The following is a 19627-nucleotide window of genomic DNA, read 5'->3' as shown; positions in this document are numbered from 1 at the left end:
CTTGTCAGGATCAATCGCCGCGCCTCAGCACTTCACCCGCTTCTGCTCGCGGTCGACCGCGGCTTTGACGCCGGCGGAAGCGCGCGGATATTTGCGGCCGACTTCGCCGAAGGCGGCGCACGCGGCCTCCTTTTCCTTCAGCGCGGCTAGCGACTGGCCGAGCCGCAGCAGCGCATCCGGCGCCTTGGCGGATTTGTCGTATTTGGTGGTGACGGCGAGGAAGGCTTCCGCGGAGTCGCGATATTGCTGGCGCTGGAAATAGCTCTCGCCGAGCCAGTATTGCGCGTCGCCGAGCAGCGGGTCGCTGGGATATTTCTGCGAGAAATTCTTCATGGTCTGCTCGGCCAGCGCATAGTCCTTGCGCTGCATGTAGCCGATGCCGAGGTCGAATTCGTCGCGCGGCGTTGCCGAGGGCGGCAGGGTCGCAAGGCCCGTGCCGCCTGATGGCGCGGGAGCGCCGGATGGGGCCGGATAGCCGGGCTGCGCAGCTTGGGGCGCGGCCGCTTGCGGATATCGAGCGCCGCTGTTGGCGAGATCAAGTGGCTCGCCGGCGCCACGGCCGCCGGGCGCGCCGCTTGGGGCACCTGCAGGCATCGGTTGCTGCCCGCCGCCGAGCGCGCGCGGCGCACCCGGCGCATTCGGGCTCTGGTTCGGGTCAAAGGCATCACCGCGGCGGCGCATGCCCGGCGCGCCGGGCGCTGGCTGCTCCTGAACGATCGGCGCGGGAGAGGCGATCTGCGGCTGCTCGTAATTCGGCTGGGCCGCTTGCTGGTGCGGCGGCTGCTGGCGATAGGCCGGCGCGGCTTGCGCGGGCGGCATGGCCGCGACGTTGGGCTGGACCGCCGCCTGGCCGGGCGCACCTTGCGCGCCGCCCTCGAGCGCTCGCAGCCGCTCTTCGAGCTGGCGGTTGCGATATTGCAGATCTTCGTTCTGGCCGGTGAGCTGGCGCAACTGGTTCTCCAGCCGCTCGATCCGCATCTCGGGATCTGCATCGTCCGACTGTGCGAGGACGGGCGAGCACAAAGAGAGCAGCGCGGCGATCGCCACGGTGCCGGTGAAGAGCTTAAATCTGGATGACATCTTGCCCTGACGACGAAAGCGAAATGGCCTGCGACCGAACATTTGACGCGCCACACATTGAAGGGGAGTACGCCAAAACTGTGACTGTAACAAACGGGTTTCTGTCACAGATCGCTGAAACGAAACCGGCGCCCGAAAGGGCGCCGGCATAATCGGTTTCTGAAGATGAACGGCGCCTGACCGATCGTCAGGAGCTCGCGTTCAGCACGGTGACGGCGCGGCGATTCTGCGACCAGCAGGAGATGTCGTTGCAAACGGCCACCGGCCGCTCCTTGCCGTAGGAGATCGTGCGCATGCGGTTCGGATCGATGCCGCGCGAGGCGAGGAACGAACGCACCGATTGGGCGCGGCGGGCGCCGAGCGCGATGTTGTATTCGCGGGTGCCGCGTTCGTCGGCATGACCTTCGACGGTGAAGCTGTAGCGCGGATAGCTCTGGAGCCACTGCGCCTGCTTCTCCAGGGTCACGATCGCCTGCGGGGTCAGATCGGTCTGGTCGCTTTCGAAGAACACGCGGTCGCCGACATTGACAACGAAGTCTTGCTGGCTGCCCGGCGTCGCCGCGTTGGCCATCGCATCCGTGGCAGAGTTCTTGTTGGCGCAGGCACCCATCGACAACGCGACGGCAAGCACCGCGGCCAGCTTCAATCCCTGGAGGATGCGCATAGGATGTTTCATTCCGGAGCCTCCACGCTCACGTTTCGTCCACTGCTGTCCGGTCTACAGGGGGTTGGTTAAGCGAACGTTCCGTCAACCTTGATGGAACCTTGCCACAGCCGGTCAAATGCCCCCAACCAGCGAAAAGCAAACGTCGTGGTTAATGGGTTGTAAATGTGGCGCGATGGTGAAGGCAAGCCGCACCGACCGGCAAAAACCGCGGCCTTTGCTGGAATTTTAGGCTCGTCGCGTGGAGACCCTCGGCCCAGACCCTGAGGCCAGACCCTGGGGCCTACCGGGCAGAACCGGTTGCCGAGGCGGCGACGTCAGGGGTCCGCTGCGTGGCCAGCGACACCGGGCGCGGGGCCGCCTGGCGCGGGCTGCTGCGTTGAAACAACATGCGCCGCTCAAAAGCGCTGGAGCGCATGATCGGAAAGCGCGTCAGGACCTTTTCCCGCTGGTTGCGGAAATCGGACGCCATCAACACGGCCTTCTTGGTGGGCCAGCCCGGAAACCCGCGGGGCTCCGGTGAAATGGTCTCGTGCAGGAAGATGCGACGATAAAACGCCTGATGATCGGTCCGGATCATGGCCAGCCCGGTGTCGGCGTTGAAATGATCGCAAGCCACGAAAGCCAGCCGCACCGTCAGATAGGGCAGCTCCGGAAAACGCTGGTGCTTTTCGGGATCAGCAACAAACCGGCATGGATCGATGAGAACTTCGCCGCGGTCGAGGCGGGGATGCAGGACGTCGCCAAACACTTCGGTCGTGTAGGACATCCGCCAGTCCGACGTCAGGACGTGAATGCGAACGGAGCTGCAGAGCTCTCCATCGACATAGACCCCGAAATTCCAGGTGTTGGGCGCATCATCGAAGCGATCGGTCACGCGCCGCGACTCCGACGGCTCGATCAGTCCGGCGTGCAGATAGGCCCGGTACCGCATCAGATAGAGGTTGTCTCGGTCCTCGGGAGTTTCGATCAGGCGGTAATCGATGCGGTCAAACAGAGCGGCTCCCCGCGGAAGGAGCACCGTTTGCGGTTCAGCTCCAGACGTCATCCAGTACCCCTACACTCCAAAGCAACTTCTGCGAGTGTGACGAGATTAATGGTTCATTAACGGAATTGCAAAGGCTTAGAAACGTTAGGGTTAACCTTTGCAGCCCGCAAAAACACGGGCGAACAAGAGCCAAGGGCGTTGAGGGAGCAGGCAGTGAAAGATCAGGCGATCGATCGCGAGGACACCATGACGATCTGGTCCTCAGCCCCGCGACGGCCATGCGAGGCATTGAGCAATTGGCGAATCCTGACCGCCGGCACCGGCCGGCTGAACAGATAGCCCTGCCCTTCGGTCACGGTGCCGTCGGCGCTGATCAGCTCGAGCTGATCATTGGTCTCAATGCCCTCGACCACGACGGCCATGCCGAGATCGGCCGACAGCCGCGCCACACCGCGCAGCAGCGTCAGCGGCCGGTCGGCATCGATGCCTTCGAGGAAGGAGCGGTCGATCTTCACCTTCTGCATCGGGAAATTATGCAGGTAGCTGAGGCTCGAATAGCCGGTGCCGAAATCGTCCAGCGAAATGCGCACGCCGATCGCATGCAATTGCGACAGGATGTCGTGCGTGAGCTGGGTGTTGCGCAACAGCGAGGATTCGGTGATCTCGATCTCCAGCCGATGCGCCGGGAGCCCCGAAACCTCGAGTGCGTAGCGGATTTCGCTCAAGACGTCGCGCTGGTGGAATTGCTGCGGCGAGAAGTTGACGGCGACGCTGACGCCCTCCGGCCATTTCATGCATTCCATGCAGGCGCGGCGCAGGATCCAGCGGCCGAGGTCGACGATCAACCCCATGTCCTCGGCGACCGGGATGATGTCGACCGGCGAGACCGTGCCGCGCACCGGGTGATTCCAGCGCAGCAGCGCCTCGCACGTCGTGATCTTGCCGGACTTCAGATTGACCAGCGGCTGGTAGAACAGCTCAAACTCCTCGTTAGCGAGCGCCTTGCGCAGATCGAGCTCGAGGATGCGGCGCGCCTCGACGGTCGCCGCCATCTCGTCGCGGAAGAAGCAGAAGGTGCCGCGGCCGTCGGCCTTGGCCCGATACAGCGCCATGTCGGCGTTCTTGAGCAGCGTGTCCGCGCTGACGCCCTCCGGCGCGGTCAACGCGATGCCGACGCTGGCGCCGATCTCGACCAGATGATTGTCGATGCGGTAGCGCTCGCTCAGCCGTTCGACGATCCGGCGCGCCAGCGCAGCGGCGTCCTCGGGCGAGGAGATGTTCTCCTGGAACACGACGAATTCGTCACCGCCGAAGCGGGCGACGAAATCCTCCGGGCGCAGCATCTCGCGCAGACGGTTGGCGACCGCGCACAGGAGCTGGTCGCCGCAGGGATGGCCGAGCGTGTCGTTGACCTGCTTGAACTGGTCGAGGTCGACGAACAAGAGCGCGGACAGGCGCTCGGCGTCGTGCGAGATCGCCAGCAGCCTTTCGATCTCATCGCGGAAATGAACGCGGTTGGGGAGCGCGGTGAGGTCGTCGTAGCGCGCCAGATGCGTAATCTTGGCTTCGGCGCTGCGACGGTCGGTAATGTCCTCGAGCAGCACCACTGCGCCACCGTCAGCCATCGGCTGGACAGTCCAGGACAACGACCGGTTTCGCTGCGTATCGGGATCGGCGGTGATGATCTCCGTGGCTTGCGAACTCTCGATGTCCGTGACGATCCGCTCGCCGCTCCCAGCCGAGATGGATCCGGCGCTGACGCATGCCGCGACGATGTCACGCGCGTTGACGCCGCGTTGCGCAAGACCTTCCGGCAGATTCATCATTGCGCCGAAGCGGTGGTTCATGACCGCCAGCTGTCCGTCGACGCGGAACATGCAGAGGCCGTGCGGCATGTTGTTCAGCGCCGTATCGAACTGGCCGGCGAGCGCGGCTTCACGCTCCCGTGCCACGACCGCTCCCATGAAGATTCGGTGCAGATTCACCGAGAGCTGCATGATCGCCATCAGGAACGCGGCGCTGACCAGCGCCATCGCGATGTAGTAGGGCGTTCCACGCAGTGCCAAGGCAAGCACGGCCGGACCGAAAATCAGCACGGCCTGGAGGTGGAAGATCGCAGGCCGGCCATATGCCCTGCCCGCGCCGCCCGCCGCGATTCCGGTGGTGACCGACAAGGCGATCATGTGGGCCACGGCGTCGTCCGTGGCCAGCAGGGCGGTGGCGCACCAGATGCCGATCGCAGCCGCCTGGATCTTGGCCCCGATCTGATAGCGCTTCTGCCAGCGTGCGGCCGCCTCGACGGTCATGACCGCATGACGTGCCTGATAGAGGCGCAGGTCGATCGCCCGCGCGGTCCCGGCCAGGACAAGAAGTGCGACGCACGCCCAGATCAGCGGCTCGCCCGTCCTCAAGGCGGTGAGGGCCGCACCGATCGACACGAAAATGAGTCCTGCCAGCAGCGGACCAGGCGCTTCGAACAGCGAATCGATTTGCGCCGCCGAAGTTTTCGGCGGCCGCTGTTCCGGCTCTCCGCTCTGACTTGCAAACTGCATCTGGTGTTTACGCGCGTCCTGTCTGGAGCGCAGTTTTACCGATCCGGTATGAAGTCTTTCTGAGGGAACATCGTTAAAGTCGAGTTGTTTTGAGCGACCAATTGTCGAAATACATCAATAGAAACAAACCCATGGGAAAAGTTTGCCGAGTGCAACCTTAAAGAACAATTATCGCGGGGAAACATCTGGCAAAGTTTTCGGAAAAGGCGCGCGGTCAAGTCATCGCGCACCGAGGACGGGCGGCTAGCCCGATGTCGAGGACAATAGCGGCGACCATGCCGGGTCGGAGGCGAAGCCCGGCGTCGGCACCTTCAACTCGTTTCGTCCCGAGATGTCGACCGAGAACAGCGACGGCCCGCCGCTGCCGCCGGGATCGCGGAAGAACATCAGCACGCGGCCGTTCGGCGAGAAGGTCGGACCTTCGTTGTGGTAGCCGGAGGTGAGAAGCCGTTCGCCGGAGCCGTCCGGCTTCATCACGCCGATCGAAAACTGCCCGCCGCCTTGCCTGGTGAAGGCGATGTAATCGCCGCGCGGCGACCACACCGGCGTCGAATAGGTGGCGTTGTTGTCGTCCTTGGAGAAGGAGATGCGCTGCGCCGCTCCGCCGCCTGCGGCCATGACATAGATCTGCGATCTGCCGCCACGATCGGACTCGAAGCAGATGCGGGTGCCGTCCGGGGAGTAGGACGGAGAGGTGTCGATCGCGGGCGTGTCGGTGAGGCGCGTGGTGGAGCGCGAGCGCAGATCCATCACGAACAAATTGGAATTGCCGCCCTGCTGCAGGCTCATGATGACGCGCTGGCCGTCCGGCGAGAACCTCGGCGCAAAGGTCATGCCCGGGAAGTTGCCGACGATCTCGCGCTGGCCGGTCTCGATGTTGAAGAGATAGACCTTCGGATCGCCCTGGCCGAACTCCATATAGGTGATCTCTTGCGAGTTCGGCGAGAAGCGCGGCGTCAGCACGAGGTCGGAGCCGCGGGTCAGATAGCGCACATTGGCGCCGTCCTGGTCCATCATCGCGAGCCGCTTGACGCGACGCTCCTTCGGCCCGGTCTCGTCGACGAACACCACGCGGCTGTCGAAATAGCCCTTCTCGCCGGTCAGCTTCTCATAGATCTGGTCGGAGATGATGTGGGCGATGCGGCGCCAATATTCCGGCGAGGTGAAATATTGCTGGCCGGCGAGCTGCTGGCCGGTGACCACGTCCCACAAGCGGAATTCGGCCTTGAGGCGGCCGTCCGGCTGCCGCGTCATGCGGCCGGTGACGAGGGCTTGCGCGTTGAGGGTTTTCCAGTTCTCGAATTGCGGCGCGACGTCGATGTTGCTGATGCGCTCGATGAAAGCGGCCTGGTCGACCGGCGCGAACAGGCCCGAGCGCTTCAGATTGTTGGTGATGACCTGGGTGACGCCGTTGCCGACGTCGCCGTCGGCCGGCGAGCCCGGCACGAAATTGGTGATCGCAATCGGGATCGGCCGAAACTCGGTGGGGTCGATGCGAAGCCGCGGCTGGCCCTGGGCGAAGGCGTGGCCGCCCCCCAGCATCGCGAGCGTCGATCCGGTCAGGGTCATGAAGCGGCGGCGGTTCATCGATCGAACGTCATTCATCGCAAAATTCTTTTGTTCGGATGTCACAACATGTCTTTCAGGCCGAAAGTCATCGGAATGAGCTTCCAGCTCTCGTATTGCTGCTTCGGCATGAACGAATAGACCTGACACTGCACGATGGCGCGTCTGGCACTCTCCGCCACCGCCTGTGCGATCGACCGCGACGGTCCCCTCACCGCAACGACGATCGGCTCGGAGGCGAGCGATCCGTCGATCTTCATGGGAATGTCGATGTCGGCTTCGTATTGATCTGCATCCTGCCCGTTATAGGTCGGCGTGAAGCAGCGCTTCACCGCCCCCTGGAAGGCTCCCCGCCAGGTCGCAATGTTGTTGGCGGCCGTTCCGGTCGTCGATCCCAGCGAGGCCGACGCATTCAGCGTCGAGCCGGCGAGTTCGTGCCGGGTCGCGGCGCGCTTGTCGAGATCGCGCTGGATCTGCGCTGGATCGAAGCTGCGCTCCTTGGGCTTCGGCTGCTGCGGCGGCTGCACCGCCGCGACCTTTTGCTCGGGCGGCTTGGGCGGCGGCTTCTTGGTTTCGAGCTTTTTCTGCAGTTCGGCGATCGGATCTTCCTTGGCCGGGTCAGGCTTTTTTTCCGGCGGCTTCGGCTCTTCCTTGGGCTTGGCTTCAGCCACGGGCTTGGGCGGCTCTGGCTTTTTCTCAACCGGCTTCTCGACGGGCTTGGGCGGCGGCTCGGGTGTCGAGTTGGTCTTGATCAGCTCTTTCTTCTCGGTGACCTTGCCGACGGCGTCTTCCTCGGGCTTGGCTTCCGCGATCTTCTCGACCTTCGGCTTCGGCTCTTTCTTGTCGCCGGTCTTCTGCCCCGACATCATCTGCGCGAGTTGGTCGGTGGAGATGATGTCGATCGGCAGCGACTCTTCCGGCGCGACAAAAGCCCTGCTGCTAAAGGTGACGAGCCCCCATCCCAGCACGAGGACGTGGAGGGCAATCGACGCAACGAGTGTCTTGTCGACCTTCACCTTCACGGTTTACCCCTGATCCGCTTCCGTGACGAGCGCCAGCTTCTTGAATCCTGCGCCGGACAACTGGCCCATGACCTTGGCCACCGTCCCGTAATCGGCCTTCTTGTCGGCCCGCAGATAGATGCGTTCCTCGAGCCCGCCGCGCGCGTCCGTGATCGCCTTCAGCTTCGGGATCAGTTCGTTGATCGCGATCTCGGCGTCGTTGATGAACACCTTGCCCTTGATGTCGACCGACATCTGGATCGGCTTCTGGTCGTTGTTTTCGAGGCTCTTGGCCTGGGTCTGCGGCAGGTCGAGCGGCACGCCGACCGTCAGCATCGGCGCCGACACCATGAAGATGATGAGCAGCACCAGCATCACGTCCACCATCGGCGTGACGTTGATTTCGGCCACGACCGGCTTGCGCCGGCCACGGCGCCCACCGCCTCCGGACGAACTCGCAACGTTCATGCCCATGGTCTGGTGCCCAAATTGCCCTTCACACTATACATGCCGTCCGTCAGCCCCGCTCGTCGATCTGGCGCGACAGGATGGCTGAAAATTCATCGGCGAAGCCTTCGAGCCGCTGGGCCTGCCGGTTCACCTCGGAGGTGAACTTATTGTAGAAAATAGTGGCAGGAATGGCGGCGATAAGGCCGACGGCGGTCGCAAACAGCGCCTCCGCGATGCCGGGGGCCACCACCGCCAGAGAGGTATTTTTCGACGCCGCGATCGACTGGAAGCTCGACATGATGCCCCAGACGGTGCCGAACAGGCCGACGAAGGGGCCAGCGGAGCCGACGGTGGCGAGCACCAGCAGCCGGCGTTCCAGCCGCTCGACCTCGCGGGCGATCGAGACATTCATGACCTTGTCGATGCGCATCTGAAGGCCTGCGACCGAGCGGGCCTGACTCTCGAACGAACGCTTCCACTCGCGCATCGCCGCGACGAAGCAGGCCGCCATGGAATGCGTCGGCTTGGCCGAGAGCGTGCGATAGAGGTCTTCGATCGACTCGCCGGACCAGAAAGCCTGCTCGAAACGGTCCATCGAGCGGCGGGTGCGGGCAAACAGGAAAATCTTGTCGATGGCGATCGCCCAGACCCAGACAGAGCAGGCGAGAAGCCCCAGCATCACCGCTTTCACGATCCAGTGAGCCTGCCAGAACAGCGCGATCAGCGACACGTCCGCGGAAGCGGCAACCGGAAGGGCTGACTGAGCCACGTCGGCCGGATTCATAAGCGGTATCCTCTCAAGGCGATCGTTACCTAATGTCCCGGCCGGCAAATCACCGCCGGTTCCCAACTGCCGCGCTAGCACCGGCGCGACCGGCAAGCCCGCTCAAAGCCTTAATCTTTTTGGGGTGCAGGGGGGCTCGTCCAAAGCCGGCCGCCTGCATTCCCTGCCAAGATGTCAAAACTATGGGCCTCGACCCCAGCGGCTTGACTTCGGGCTTTGGGCGCGATTGTCCGCCCTTACCAGAGCCCGGCGATGGTTAATGCGGGGTTACCGGAACCGAATTTGGCTGCAGGAAAGCCAGGCGTTGCAGGCGGTTGGCAAGCTGCCGGCCCCGGCGGTTGCGGACATCAGGGCGGAGGAACCAGCCCTTGCCTTGGCGATTGTCCGGAAAATCAACCTTCGGCGAGGTTTTGCCATGAGCATCAACCCCAAGACGACCGCCGCTATCGGCGATCATCCGCTCCACCCCGTGATCATCCCGTTCCCCATCGCCTTCCTGGTCGGCGCGCCCATCGCCGATCTCGCCTTCATCGGAACCGGTGACGGATTCTGGGCCAGAGCCGCGATCTGGCTGCTCGGCGCCGGCATCGTCATGGCGCTCGTTGCCGCCGTGGCGGGCTTTGTCGACTTCCTCAGCGAGCCGCGTATCCGCGGTCTCAACGATGCCTGGTATCACATGATCGGCAATCTCGTGGCCGTCGTGCTCGCCGCGATCAATTTCTACCTTCGCTACGCGCAAGGCGCGGAGGCTGCGGTCAAGCCGTGGGGCGTGGCGCTCTCGCTGATCGTGGTCGGCATCCTGCTGTTCACGGGATGGAAGGGCTGGGAAATGGTCTACCGGCATCATGTCGCGGTGCTGGACGCGCCGGGCCAGACCAGTTCGGAGCCGGTCACCCCGCATCATGGCGGCGAGCGCCACCGCCGCGCCGCCTGAACGAGGAGCACGTCGCTTGATGACGTGGGGGCGAGTCAGACGGCTGCGGCGGGCTCGGGCAAGTGGTCAGCCGCGCGGGATTGCCGATTGCGGTGCAGCCCCGGGGCACGTCGCTCGTCACGACCGTGCCGGCGCCGATCTTTGCAAAATCGCCGATCCTGACGTCGCCGAGAATTGTCGCGCCGGAGCCGATGAACACGCCGCGACCAATGCGCGGCGAGCGCGCCGGGAGTTCCGTGCTGCGGCCGATGCTGACGTTCTGAAGGATGGTGGCCTCGTCGCCGATGATCACGTTGGCACCGATCACTATGCCGGTGGCGTGGTCGAGATACACCGACGATCCCATGCTCGCCGCCGGATGAATGCTGACCTGCAGGACGTTCGATGCCTCGTTCTGAAACAGCAGCGCCGCATCGCGATGGTTATGATGCCAGAGCCAGTTCGAGACGCGCCAGGCCTGCAAGGCGACGTAGCCCTTCAAGTGCAGCAGCGGCGCCAACAGTCCGGCGATGGCGGGATCGCGGTGCACGATGGCCTGCAGGTCGCGGCCGGCCACCTCGATCAGATCCGGCTGGCTATCAAAGGCGTCGCGGGAAAATGTTGTGAAGCGCTCGCGTTCGGCCGCGCTGCCGCCAAGCCGGCGTCCGATCAGATCGGAAAGTGCGGCGGTAAAATCGTCATGGGCGAGAATGAGACCGACAAGAGCCTTGCCGAAGATGGGGTCGGCTGCCGCTGCGCGCTGCGCCTCGTCGCGAATTTTCTGCCAGAGACTCTCGCTCGGCATGATCGCACCTTCCGTCATTGTTGCCGCCTGCGGTGTTTTGACGCTTCCTTTTCACTGTCGGATATAGGCGGTCGGCAGCCCGCACGCCACGCTCCCCGTGAGGCTACGAGCTTGCATGCCAGGCGGCCGCGATCATATATATGGAGCCAGTCGAGTTCCCGGCCGAAGCTATGGTCTGAGGTTCGTGCTACCGCGCTGGCCCGGGTGTTCAGGCAAAGTATCTCGTTCAAGACCCCGCAGTGGTCCGCATCCCCGGGTTTGTCGTACACAGCGGCCCTCAGTGCTGCCGAAGCGAATCCCGAATCCTCGTCATCCAAGGTCACGCCAATACATGTCGCCCAACACCTCCGCCGACGACCAACACGACGACATCATGTATCCCTCCGCCCTGCCGTTCCTGCTGGTCCATCTCGGCTGCGTTGCCGCCATCTGGACCGGCGTCACCTGGCAAGCCCTCGCGATCTGCGCCTCGCTGTATGTCGTGCGCATGTTCGCCATCGGAGCAGGCTATCACCGCTATTTCTCCCATCGGGCTTTTGCAACCGGCCGGGTGTTTCAGTTCATCCTGGCCTGGCTCGCGCAAAGCACCGCCCAGAAAAGCGTTTTGTGGTGGGCGGCCAAGCATCGACATCATCATCTCCATTCCGATACCGAAGACGACGTGCATTCGCCGCGTCACCGAGGCTTCCTCTACAGCCATCTCGGCTGGATTTTTTACCGGCAGCACGATGGCACCGACCTCGTGAAGGTCGGCGATTTCGCCGCCTATCCGGAGCTGATGTGGCTGCATCGCCTGGAGCTGCTGCCCGCCGTTACGCTGGCTGCGCTCTGCTTCCTGGTTGCTGGATGGTCCGGTCTCGTCGTCGGCTTCCTGTGGAGCACCGTGGTGGTCTATCACGCGACGTTCTGCATCAACTCCCTCGCCCATGTGCATGGACGCAAGCGGTACGTGACCGGCGATGATTCCCGCAACAATTGGCTGCTGGCCTTGTTCACCCTCGGTGAGGGCTGGCACAACAATCACCACGCCTATCAGAGCAGCGTGCGGCAAGGCTTTCGCTGGTGGGAAATCGACGTCACCTATTACATCCTGAAGGTGCTGTCCTGGTTCGGCGTTGTCTGGAACATGAAGTCGCCGCCGGAGCAGGTGCTGCGCAACGAGCAGCCGCTCGGCGCACGCGTCATCAACCGGGCGGCCCGCGAGCTGGCCGGACGGTTCGATGCGCAGACACTGGCGCACGCGATCTCGTCAGCACTACGCCGGGCCGATTTGGCCCAGTTGCAACTGCCGACGCTGCACGAGATCCTGAGTCGCGCGCACGAAGGCGTCGATGCACTGACGCATCTGCATTTGCCGAAGATTCCGACCCGCGAGGAGTTTCTCGCCGAGGCCAAGGCGATGTTCGCGCGAACGCGATCACTCAATGAGATCGTGGACTACGCTTACGAACACTTCCTGGAGTCGGTTCGCGCGCAGCTCGCCACGGCGCGCTGACCAAGGTCTCTCCGGACCGGGGCTGTCCGGGCCAGGACTTTCCAGACGGTCGCGGCGGCCTGCCGCGCATTCCCAAAACCAAACCGCCCGCCTGCGGGTTGCGCAGGCGGGCGGCTCGGGGCCATCAGGACTTTGGGGGCATGCGCCTGACGGCTTTGAGAGGCGTCAGTCCCGAGATCAACCTTGAGATCAACCCTGCTGCTGGTCGGTCGGCGGCGGGGTCGGGCGTGTCTTGTGTTGCGCCATGAACTGGTCGAACTCTTCCTTGTCCTTGGCGTGACGCAGACGGTCGAGGAAGTTCTTGAACTCGACCTGCTCCTCCTCGAGCCGCTGCAGCGTCTCGGTGCGGTACTCGTCAAAGGCGCGGTTGCCGCTCGAGGGCGGGCCGAAGCCAAAGCCGAAACCGTGGCGCTCCATTCGGCCGCGCATACGGTCCATCTTGTACTGCATCCGCTCCATCTTGTTCTGCCAGCGATCCTGGTTGCTCCAGCACGACATTCTTCTGCTCCCGAGTGTGAAAAAGAGAAGGGCAAGTCCGATCGGCCACCAGATGATGAAGCCGAGGATGGTCACGGCGATCCAGCCGGGATGCCAGGGCGTATTGAGCATGTGGGGGCGCTCGTAGTGTTGGTCCGAAGGGCCGCGCCATCGATTGACATCAGCGGTGTAGGCCATTTCCCTCTCCATGACGGCATCAGCGCCGTTGTGAATGTAAATAACATTTACATAGGTAGATCATCCCGCGATTTTGTCAAGCCGACCGCCTGACAGGGCGCGGGAATTATTTGGGTAACTTTATTTCGGCTTGCCCCAGGGGCCACCGGGCGGCACGCCTGAACCGGAGGATGCCTCCGGTGGCACCGGCGGCGGCTCGGCGCTTTTCGCCGGAGGACGGCGATCGGTCGGGAAGCCGAGACCGCGCAGATAGATCAGCACCTCAGCTTCGAGCAGCTCGTCCGGCGACATCGGCAGCTTTCGACGCGCGGCATCGCCGCGCGAGAACAGCGAGGCCACACCATGCGCCATCGACCAGATGTGCAACGCCATCATCATCGCCGGCGGCCGCGGCGTGCCCGGTGGCGCCAGCGCGGCAAGCCGCTCCGCCGCGGCACGAATAATGTTGAAAGCACGCTCGCTGGCGGCCTGCAGCGCCGGATTGGAATCCACCGGCACGCCCGATTCGAACATCGCGTTATAGAACGCGGGCTCCTCGCGGGCGAAGGCGAGATAGGCCCTGCCGACACGCTCGAACGCCGTGACGGTGTCGGGCCGTCCGTCGTCCCAGGCCGCGGTCAGGCGCGATTCGAACTGCTCGAAGCCGCGTTGCGCGATGGAGGACAGCAGTTCTTCGCGGTCGCGAAAATGCCGGTACGGCGCCGCCGCACTGACGCCGGCCATGCGCGCGGCATCGGCAAAGGTGAAGCCGGCCGCGCCCTTCTCGGCGATCAGCCCAAGGGCGGCCTGCAACAGGGCTTCCTTCAGATTGCCGTGGTGATAGCCGCGCTCGGCGCGGCGCGTCTCCTTGCGCCAGCTCATGTGAACGAGCTTTACATGAGCCGGGCATGAAGGTCACTAGCGGCAACGGTTTGATCAGCCCGTATTTCCCGCAGTCATTCCGGGCCGATCCGAACCATCGGACCCCGGAATGATGCCAGGCCTGGCGCCCCGGGGACTAACGCCCCGGGATCGGCAGCACCGGCATGACCTCGATGGATTCGCCCGGGAAGATCGCAAAATGCGGGTGGTTCTTGAACAGTTCTGCAGCGGCCTCCTGCGAGGCCGCGCGCACCACCGTAAAGCCGGTCAGCGCATTGCTGACCTCAGTGACACCGCCGGCGTCGATCCTGCGGGTCTTGCCGAGTGGGCCTCCCATCTCGACGATGACGGATTTGTGCTTTTCGACCCAGCCGTGCCAGGCAGCCATGCCTTCCTGCTCCTTCGCCTTCCGTTCAGCCTCAGGCATCGCGTGCCAGGCTGCCATTTTCGTGCCGGTCATGCTGCCGAGATAGACGGCGAGAAACGTGTGTTCGGTGCTCATGGGGGTGTCCTCAGGTTTGGTGGGTTGGAGAAAAATTCGGGACTTCGGCCGCGGCGGTCGCCTTGGTTATTTGCTCCTCAGGTCGGCAAACCCGGCGGCAGCCTCCTGCACCTCGGGTGAAAAATCGACCATCTCCTGCACCTGCCGGATCTCGATAATTTCGTTCGCTGAGGCCGGGCATCTCTTGGCCCAGGCGATCGCCTCGCCACGCGAATCGACCTCGATCATCCAGTAGCCGCCCAAGACTTCCTTGGCCTCAGTGAAGGGGCCGTCGGTCACAACAGGCTCACCGGTCGCAAAGGAGACGCGCGCACCCATCGACGGCGGATGCAGGCCGTCGAGCGTGATCAGCACGCCGGCGTCCTTCAGCGCCTCGTTGTAGCGCATCATCGCGGCGACACGCTCGGGATCGAGTTGGACATCCGGCGGCGCGGTCTCGTAGCCGAGCGGGATCATCAGCATCATGAATCGCATGGAGGTTCCTTGCTTGCTTAGTCGCCCTTACCCAAGACGAGCGAACCTTGACGAAACCGACAGGTGACGAAAATTATTCTGGAGATGATTGCGCTGGCCGCTAGCGCGCCTGCGGCAGGAAACGACCGTCCTGCCGGGCAGCGCCGAAATAGACCTCGATACGACGAACCTTGCCGCCGGCGAAGGTGAAGAACTCGGTGTTGCGAAAGCTCCTGCCATCTGTCGCCAAGCAGAGATAGGTGACGAAGGCCTCGTCGCCCTGGACGAAAATCCGCTCGATGTCGTGCCGCGCAATCCAGCCGGTGTCCCTCCAGCAATGCTCGAAATAGGCCGCCTTCTCGAGGTCGTCGTCGAACGGGCTGGTGAAGCGAAAGTCGTCCGCCAACGCGTCGGCGACCCGTTGCCGGTCGTTGCCGAGATAGGCGGCGAAGAGGTCTCGAATCAGGTGTTCGGGGTCGGTCATCGAGCGGTTCCATGGACAATCGTCTTGAAGACGGTCGACGCACGGCCGCGCCGACATCGAGCACGGCTTCAACCATGCGAAAAATAATGCAACGCGGCGGCCGTACAAATACGGGCCTCCTATGAACTCCGCCGTGCATATGAATCGAGAATGCTTGCGACCTGAGCAACATGGCGCGCGCACGTGAAATGACTGAACGGGTGCCGCCTCGTGCAGGAATTTACAGTTGCTCAAGAACAGCATGCAACTTTTTGGCTTGAGCGAACGGTATGACAATCCGGCTGATTCGCCCCTCAGCATGACGCGGAGCTTACGTGTTCAATTTCCAGAGCAAGAAAGTCAGGCACGCAGTCGCGGAGGTCGAGGCGCTCGACCGGTCCCAGGCCGTGATCGAATTCGGCCTCGACGGCACCATTCTCGATGCCAATGAAAATCTCCTCAAGATGAGCGGCTATTCGCTCTCGGAGATCAAGGGCAAGCATCACAGTATCTTCGTCAGCCCGACTGAACGGGAGAGCGCCCGTTACCGCGACTTCTGGGCCAGCCTGAACCGCGGCGAGTTCCAGACCACGCAATACAAGCGGTTCGGCAAGAACGGCAAGGAAGTCTGGGTCCACGCCTCCTACGCGCCGCTGCGCGACGAGAACGGCAAGGTGGTGAGCTTCATCAAGTTCGCCACCGACATCACGGCATACAAGGTCAAGACCATGGAGGACGCGGGCAAGATCGCCGCGATCAGCCGTGCCCAGGCCGTGATCGAATTCAACATGGACGGCACCATCGTCGCCGCCAACGAGAATTTCCTGGGCGCAATGGGCTACTCGCTCGACGAAATCCGGGGCAAGCACCACAGCATGTTCGTCACGCCGGAAGATCGCGCGAGCTCGGCCTACGCCGACTTCTGGGCGCGGCTGAACCGCGGCCAGTTCGAAGCCGCCGAATACAAGCGGATCGGCAAGGGCGGACGCGAAATCTGGATTCTGGCGACCTATAACCCTATCCTCGACGAGACCGGCAAGCCGTTCAAGGTGGTGAAATTCGCGACCGACGTCACCGCGCAGAAGATGAAGGCGGCCGACAATGACGGACAGCTCGCCGCGATCCAGAAATCGCAAGCGGTGATCGAGTTCAACATGGATGGCACCATCCGCACCGCCAACGAGAATTTCTTGAAGGCGATGGGGTATTCGCTGGCGGAGATCAAGGGACAGCACCACTCCATGTTCATCGAGCCGAACGAAAAGAATTCGGCGGCCTATCGCCAGTTCTGGGAGACGCTCAACCGCGGTGAATACCAGGCCGCCGAATACAAGCGGATCGCCAAGGGCGGCCGCGAAATCTGGATCCAGGCGTCCTACAACCCGATCCTCGACCTCAACGGCAAACCCTACAAGGTGGTGAAATATGCCACCGACATCACCGCGCAGGCGATCGGCCGCAAGAAGGCCGACAACGCGCGCGGTCTGATCGAGGCGGTCGCGGCCGGCAGCGAAGAGATGAGTGCCTCGATTCGCGAGATCTCCGCGACCATGGCAAAGTCACGCGAGAATTCGAAGGTCGCGACCACCCGCGTCGAGGCCGCCGACGGCCAAGCGCAGCGGCTGAACGCGGCGGCGCAGGCGATGAGCGGCATCGTCGAGATGATCTCGGGCATCACCGGCCAGATCAACCTGCTCGCGCTCAACGCCACGATCGAATCGGCGCGCGCGGGCGAAGCCGGCCGCGGCTTCGCCGTGGTCGCCTCCGAGGTGAAGAGCCTCGCCAACCAGGCCAAGCAGGCGACCGACACCATCACCTCCGAAATCGACGCGCTGAACACCATCTCCGGCGACGTTGCAAGCTCACTGACCGCGATCAAGGTCGCGATCGCCGGCGTCAACGAGTTCATCGCCTCCACCGCCGCCGCGGTCGAGGAACAGAGCATCGTGACGGCCGACATGTCGGCCAACATGCAGCGCGCCACGGCGGAGCTTGCTTAGGCGCCCTGCGCGGCCGCAAAAGGAGAGCCTCGAAGAGCAAAGGCGCGATAGTTTGTCGCGTCTCCTCACGGCTTTCATGGTAGGGAGACCGCCTCAACTCCCGAACCACGGATAAGCTATGACCGCCTCCCCGCAGAAAATCGCCCTCGTCACCGGAGCCGCGCGTGGCATCGGGCTTGCGACCGCGAAGAAGTTTTTGACCGAGGGCTGGCGGGTGGCGCTGCTCGACATCGAGGGTGAGCTGCTCGGCCGCGCGGTCGCCGAGATCGGCCGGGACGAGACCACGCTGGCGTTGACCTGCGACGTCTCGGACGCAGCCGCGGTTGCCGCCGCGATGGCGATGCTCGAACGGCGGTTTGGCCGGCTCGACGCGCTCGTCAATAATGCCGGCATTGCCGTGTTCGCGCCGCTGATGGAGACGTCGGAGACCGACTGGCGGCGCGTGCTCGAGGTCAACCTCACCGGTCCGTTCCTCTGCACCAAGGCGGCGGTGCCGCTGATGCGCGACGGCAATGGCGGTGCCATCGTCAACATCACCTCGATCTCGGCGGTGCGCGCCTCGACGCTGCGCTCGGCCTACGGCACCAGCAAGGCGGGCCTCGCGCACCTCACCAAGCAGCTCGCGGTCGAGCTTGCGTCCCTCAACATCCGCGTCAACGCGGTCGCGCCGGGGCCGGTCGACACCGCGATGGCAAAGCAGGTGCACACCAGGGAGATCCGCGCCGACTATCACGACGCCATCCCGCTCAACCGCTACGGCCTGGAAGAGGAACTTGCCGAAGCGATCTACTTCCTTTGCTCGGAACGATCGAGCTACATCACCGGCCAAATTTTGGCCGTCGATGGCGGCTTCGATGCGGCGGGCATCGGCCTGCCGACGCTGCGCGGCGAACGGCGGAACGGATAGACACGGCGTAGGTTGGCTTAGCGAAGCGTCACCCACCTCTTCTCGTTGACCTATCCTATGGACTCGAATTCGCGGAGGCTTCATGCGACGCGTCACCCTCATCAAGGCCTTGATGCTCGCATCCGCGCTGCTCGCCGCCACGCCTGCCTTGGCCGAAATCCGCATCATCCAGTCGCCCGGGGGACAGGTCGGGCCGTTCCTCGATTTGTTCGAGAAGGTGCGCGAGAGCGGCGAGCGCGTCGTGATCGACGGTCCCTGCCTGTCCGCCTGCACGCTGTTGCTGAGCATCGTGCCGGGCGAGCGGATTTGCGTCACCAAGCGTGCCGTGCTCGGCTTCCATGCGGCGCGCTCGGTCGATCGACGCGGGCGCTTCTACGCCGAGCCGGAAGCATCAGATGCGGTGCTTGCGGCCTATCCCGGCCCGGTGCGCGACTGGATCAGCCGCCGCGGCGGCCTGTCGTCGCGGTTGCTTCTGCTGAAGGGGCGCGACCTCGCCGCGATCTATCCGCGCTGCCGGTGATGATCAGGCGGACCCAAGCGCCCGCACCGCAGCGCCGCGCAACCACATCGTTTCGATGATCGCGAGCGTCAGCTTCACGCTCATCGCGTTGCTTCGTGAGCCAGCAAACAAGCGCGCCGGCAAAATTGGGCCGGTCACGCGCTTCGTGAGCCCTAATAATAACTCTGGATCAGCTGGCTCAATTCCATGCTCGCGCAGATGAGCATACCCCAAAGTGCAAAGTTGATCTGCAGCGCCGCCGCCATCGGTCGCTCCCCTTCCAAGTCCGCCCGCCCCAGTTTTTAGATTTATGACGAAATAAATAACGATTCTGTCCCGGAGTTCACAGCCTAATATTGCGCCAGTTGTTGTGCGATGCGGTCCGCATCATTTCACGAAGCGGCCTCACTGCTCTCGCAATGTGGTGCGACAGGAGAATCCATATTCGGCCATGTCGGCCACGCGTTTCCCTTAGGTTCCATTTGAGCGGTGCGACGCAAGCTTCGGCAAGCGGAGTTGGCGCGTCGCATACAACACCCAAGGGTCCGGCATGATGCGACACGGCTTTGTCTTGCTCACTTTTTGCGCAACACTCATGGGATGCGCGGTCGCGCCTGCGCAGGAACGCCGTCCGATCGCATGGGACGGCCTCGGTCAGGATCCGAACCGTCCCTCTGTCATGAAGCGTCGTGTGGCGACCCAAGCTCCCGCGGCGAGTGATCCGAATCAGGAGCGGGAAAAGTACTCGGCACCTTGCGCCCGTACTCCGCGGCGTGGTGGGCAATCCATGACGAAATCGAAGCGGAGAACGACAGGCAGCTCGGGACCAAGCTCGTGATCTGCCCGCGCTGCGTTCCGTCGTCCCAATCACCGAGCAATGACGTGACAGGATCAATCCGCTGATGGACATGCTGTCGATCGGCGCATGACGCAACGGCCTCATGCGCGCCCCTCTCCCGCGTCGTCAGG

At 63.5% G+C, this 19627-nt stretch carries 19 protein-coding genes and 1 pseudogene; 6 read left to right on the top strand and 14 right to left on the bottom strand.

The annotated features are described in order from the left end of the window. Positions 1-24 precede the first annotated feature (24 nt). The 8 genes from ybgF to tolQ form a co-directional block, all read right to left on the bottom strand. Positions 25-1080 (bottom strand): tol-pal system protein YbgF, encoded by a 1056-nt coding sequence (gene ybgF / locus ABIC03_RS38205; RefSeq protein WP_354065948.1) that lies wholly within the window; start codon positions 1078-1080, stop codon positions 25-27. Positions 1081-1267: 187 nt separating this feature from the next. Beyond that, complete coding sequence (pal, locus tag ABIC03_RS38200; RefSeq protein ID WP_026232595.1) at positions 1268-1756, bottom strand: peptidoglycan-associated lipoprotein Pal; 489 nt, start codon at positions 1754-1756, stop codon at positions 1268-1270. A gap of 271 nt (positions 1757-2027) precedes the next feature. Beyond that, the gene (locus ABIC03_RS38195) at positions 2028-2792 is read right to left on the bottom strand and encodes an N-acyl amino acid synthase FeeM domain-containing protein (protein WP_275169598.1); all 765 of its coding nucleotides are present in this window, start codon (positions 2790-2792) and stop codon (positions 2028-2030) included. 161 nt (positions 2793-2953) lie between these two features. Next, positions 2954-5284 carry a putative bifunctional diguanylate cyclase/phosphodiesterase gene (locus tag ABIC03_RS38190; RefSeq protein WP_354065946.1) on the bottom strand — a complete coding sequence of 777 codons (2331 nt, stop codon included), beginning with the start codon at positions 5282-5284 and terminating at the stop codon, positions 2954-2956. 243 nt (positions 5285-5527) lie between these two features. Continuing rightward, positions 5528-6871, bottom strand: a complete 1344-nt coding sequence (gene tolB, locus ABIC03_RS38185) for a Tol-Pal system beta propeller repeat protein TolB (RefSeq protein ID WP_275169703.1) — start codon at positions 6869-6871, stop codon at positions 5528-5530. A 41-nt stretch (positions 6872-6912) separates the two neighbouring features. Beyond that, complete coding sequence (tolA, locus tag ABIC03_RS38180; protein WP_354065944.1) at positions 6913-7872, bottom strand: cell envelope integrity protein TolA; 960 nt, start codon at positions 7870-7872, stop codon at positions 6913-6915. A gap of 3 nt (positions 7873-7875) precedes the next feature. Next, positions 7876-8325, bottom strand: coding sequence for a protein TolR (gene tolR, locus ABIC03_RS38175; RefSeq protein WP_018453789.1), 450 nt, complete (start codon positions 8323-8325; stop codon positions 7876-7878). Between the two features lie 43 nt (positions 8326-8368). After that, positions 8369-9085, bottom strand: coding sequence for a protein TolQ (tolQ, locus tag ABIC03_RS38170; RefSeq protein WP_007596319.1), 717 nt, complete (start codon positions 9083-9085; stop codon positions 8369-8371). Positions 9086-9500: 415 nt separating this feature from the next. Between tolQ and ABIC03_RS38165 the strand changes: the two genes are divergently transcribed. Continuing rightward, positions 9501-10019: a DUF2231 domain-containing protein gene (locus ABIC03_RS38165; RefSeq protein WP_354065942.1), complete on the top strand. Its 519-nt coding sequence runs from the start codon at positions 9501-9503 to the stop codon at positions 10017-10019. Here ABIC03_RS38165 and ABIC03_RS38160 read toward each other — a convergent pair. Beyond that, entirely contained in the window at positions 9976-10821 is an 846-nt protein-coding gene (locus ABIC03_RS38160) for a serine acetyltransferase domain-containing protein (RefSeq protein ID WP_354065940.1), read from the bottom strand. The genes ABIC03_RS38165 and ABIC03_RS38160 overlap by 44 nt on opposite strands. Before the next feature lie 313 nt (positions 10822-11134). On the opposite strand from ABIC03_RS38160, the gene ABIC03_RS38155 reads away from it, so the two are divergent. Continuing rightward, positions 11135-12298, top strand: a complete 1164-nt coding sequence (locus ABIC03_RS38155) for an acyl-CoA desaturase (protein ID WP_354065938.1) — start codon at positions 11135-11137, stop codon at positions 12296-12298. Positions 12299-12487: 189 nt separating this feature from the next. On the opposite strand, the gene ABIC03_RS38150 is transcribed toward ABIC03_RS38155, so the two are convergent. The 5 genes from ABIC03_RS38150 to ABIC03_RS38130 form a co-directional block, all read right to left on the bottom strand. Further along, positions 12488-12973 (bottom strand): DUF2852 domain-containing protein, encoded by a 486-nt coding sequence (locus ABIC03_RS38150; RefSeq protein ID WP_007596323.1) that lies wholly within the window; start codon positions 12971-12973, stop codon positions 12488-12490. Between the two features lie 120 nt (positions 12974-13093). Further along, positions 13094-13834: a TetR/AcrR family transcriptional regulator gene (locus tag ABIC03_RS38145; RefSeq protein WP_063994768.1), complete on the bottom strand. Its 741-nt coding sequence runs from the start codon at positions 13832-13834 to the stop codon at positions 13094-13096. Between the two features lie 136 nt (positions 13835-13970). After that, the gene (locus tag ABIC03_RS38140) at positions 13971-14336 is read right to left on the bottom strand and encodes a YciI family protein (protein ID WP_354065935.1); all 366 of its coding nucleotides are present in this window, start codon (positions 14334-14336) and stop codon (positions 13971-13973) included. Between the two features lie 66 nt (positions 14337-14402). Further along, complete coding sequence (locus tag ABIC03_RS38135) at positions 14403-14810, bottom strand: YciI family protein (RefSeq protein ID WP_354065933.1); 408 nt, start codon at positions 14808-14810, stop codon at positions 14403-14405. 100 nt (positions 14811-14910) lie between these two features. Beyond that, complete coding sequence (locus ABIC03_RS38130; protein WP_354065931.1) at positions 14911-15273, bottom strand: nuclear transport factor 2 family protein; 363 nt, start codon at positions 15271-15273, stop codon at positions 14911-14913. Positions 15274-15587: 314 nt separating this feature from the next. Between ABIC03_RS38130 and ABIC03_RS38125 the strand changes: the two genes are divergently transcribed. From ABIC03_RS38125 to ABIC03_RS38110, 4 genes and pseudogenes are all read left to right on the top strand, one after another. Continuing rightward, positions 15588-17252 carry a methyl-accepting chemotaxis protein gene (locus ABIC03_RS38125; protein ID WP_275169608.1) on the top strand — a complete coding sequence of 555 codons (1665 nt, stop codon included), beginning with the start codon at positions 15588-15590 and terminating at the stop codon, positions 17250-17252. A gap of 118 nt (positions 17253-17370) precedes the next feature. Further along, the gene (locus ABIC03_RS38120; protein WP_275169609.1) at positions 17371-18159 is read left to right on the top strand and encodes an SDR family NAD(P)-dependent oxidoreductase; all 789 of its coding nucleotides are present in this window, start codon (positions 17371-17373) and stop codon (positions 18157-18159) included. 82 nt (positions 18160-18241) lie between these two features. Continuing rightward, entirely contained in the window at positions 18242-18679 is a 438-nt protein-coding gene (locus tag ABIC03_RS38115; RefSeq protein ID WP_275169610.1) for a hypothetical protein, read from the top strand. A gap of 529 nt (positions 18680-19208) precedes the next feature. After that, positions 19209-19561, top strand: a pseudogene (locus tag ABIC03_RS38110) (hypothetical protein). The last annotated feature ends 66 nt before the right edge of the window (positions 19562-19627 follow it).

Origin of the sequence: Bradyrhizobium sp. RT6a, from assembly GCF_040547675.1 — a bacterium.
Classification (GTDB): Bacteria; Pseudomonadota; Alphaproteobacteria; order Rhizobiales; family Xanthobacteraceae; genus Bradyrhizobium.
This window is presented reverse-complemented; position numbering and strand designations above follow the sequence as displayed.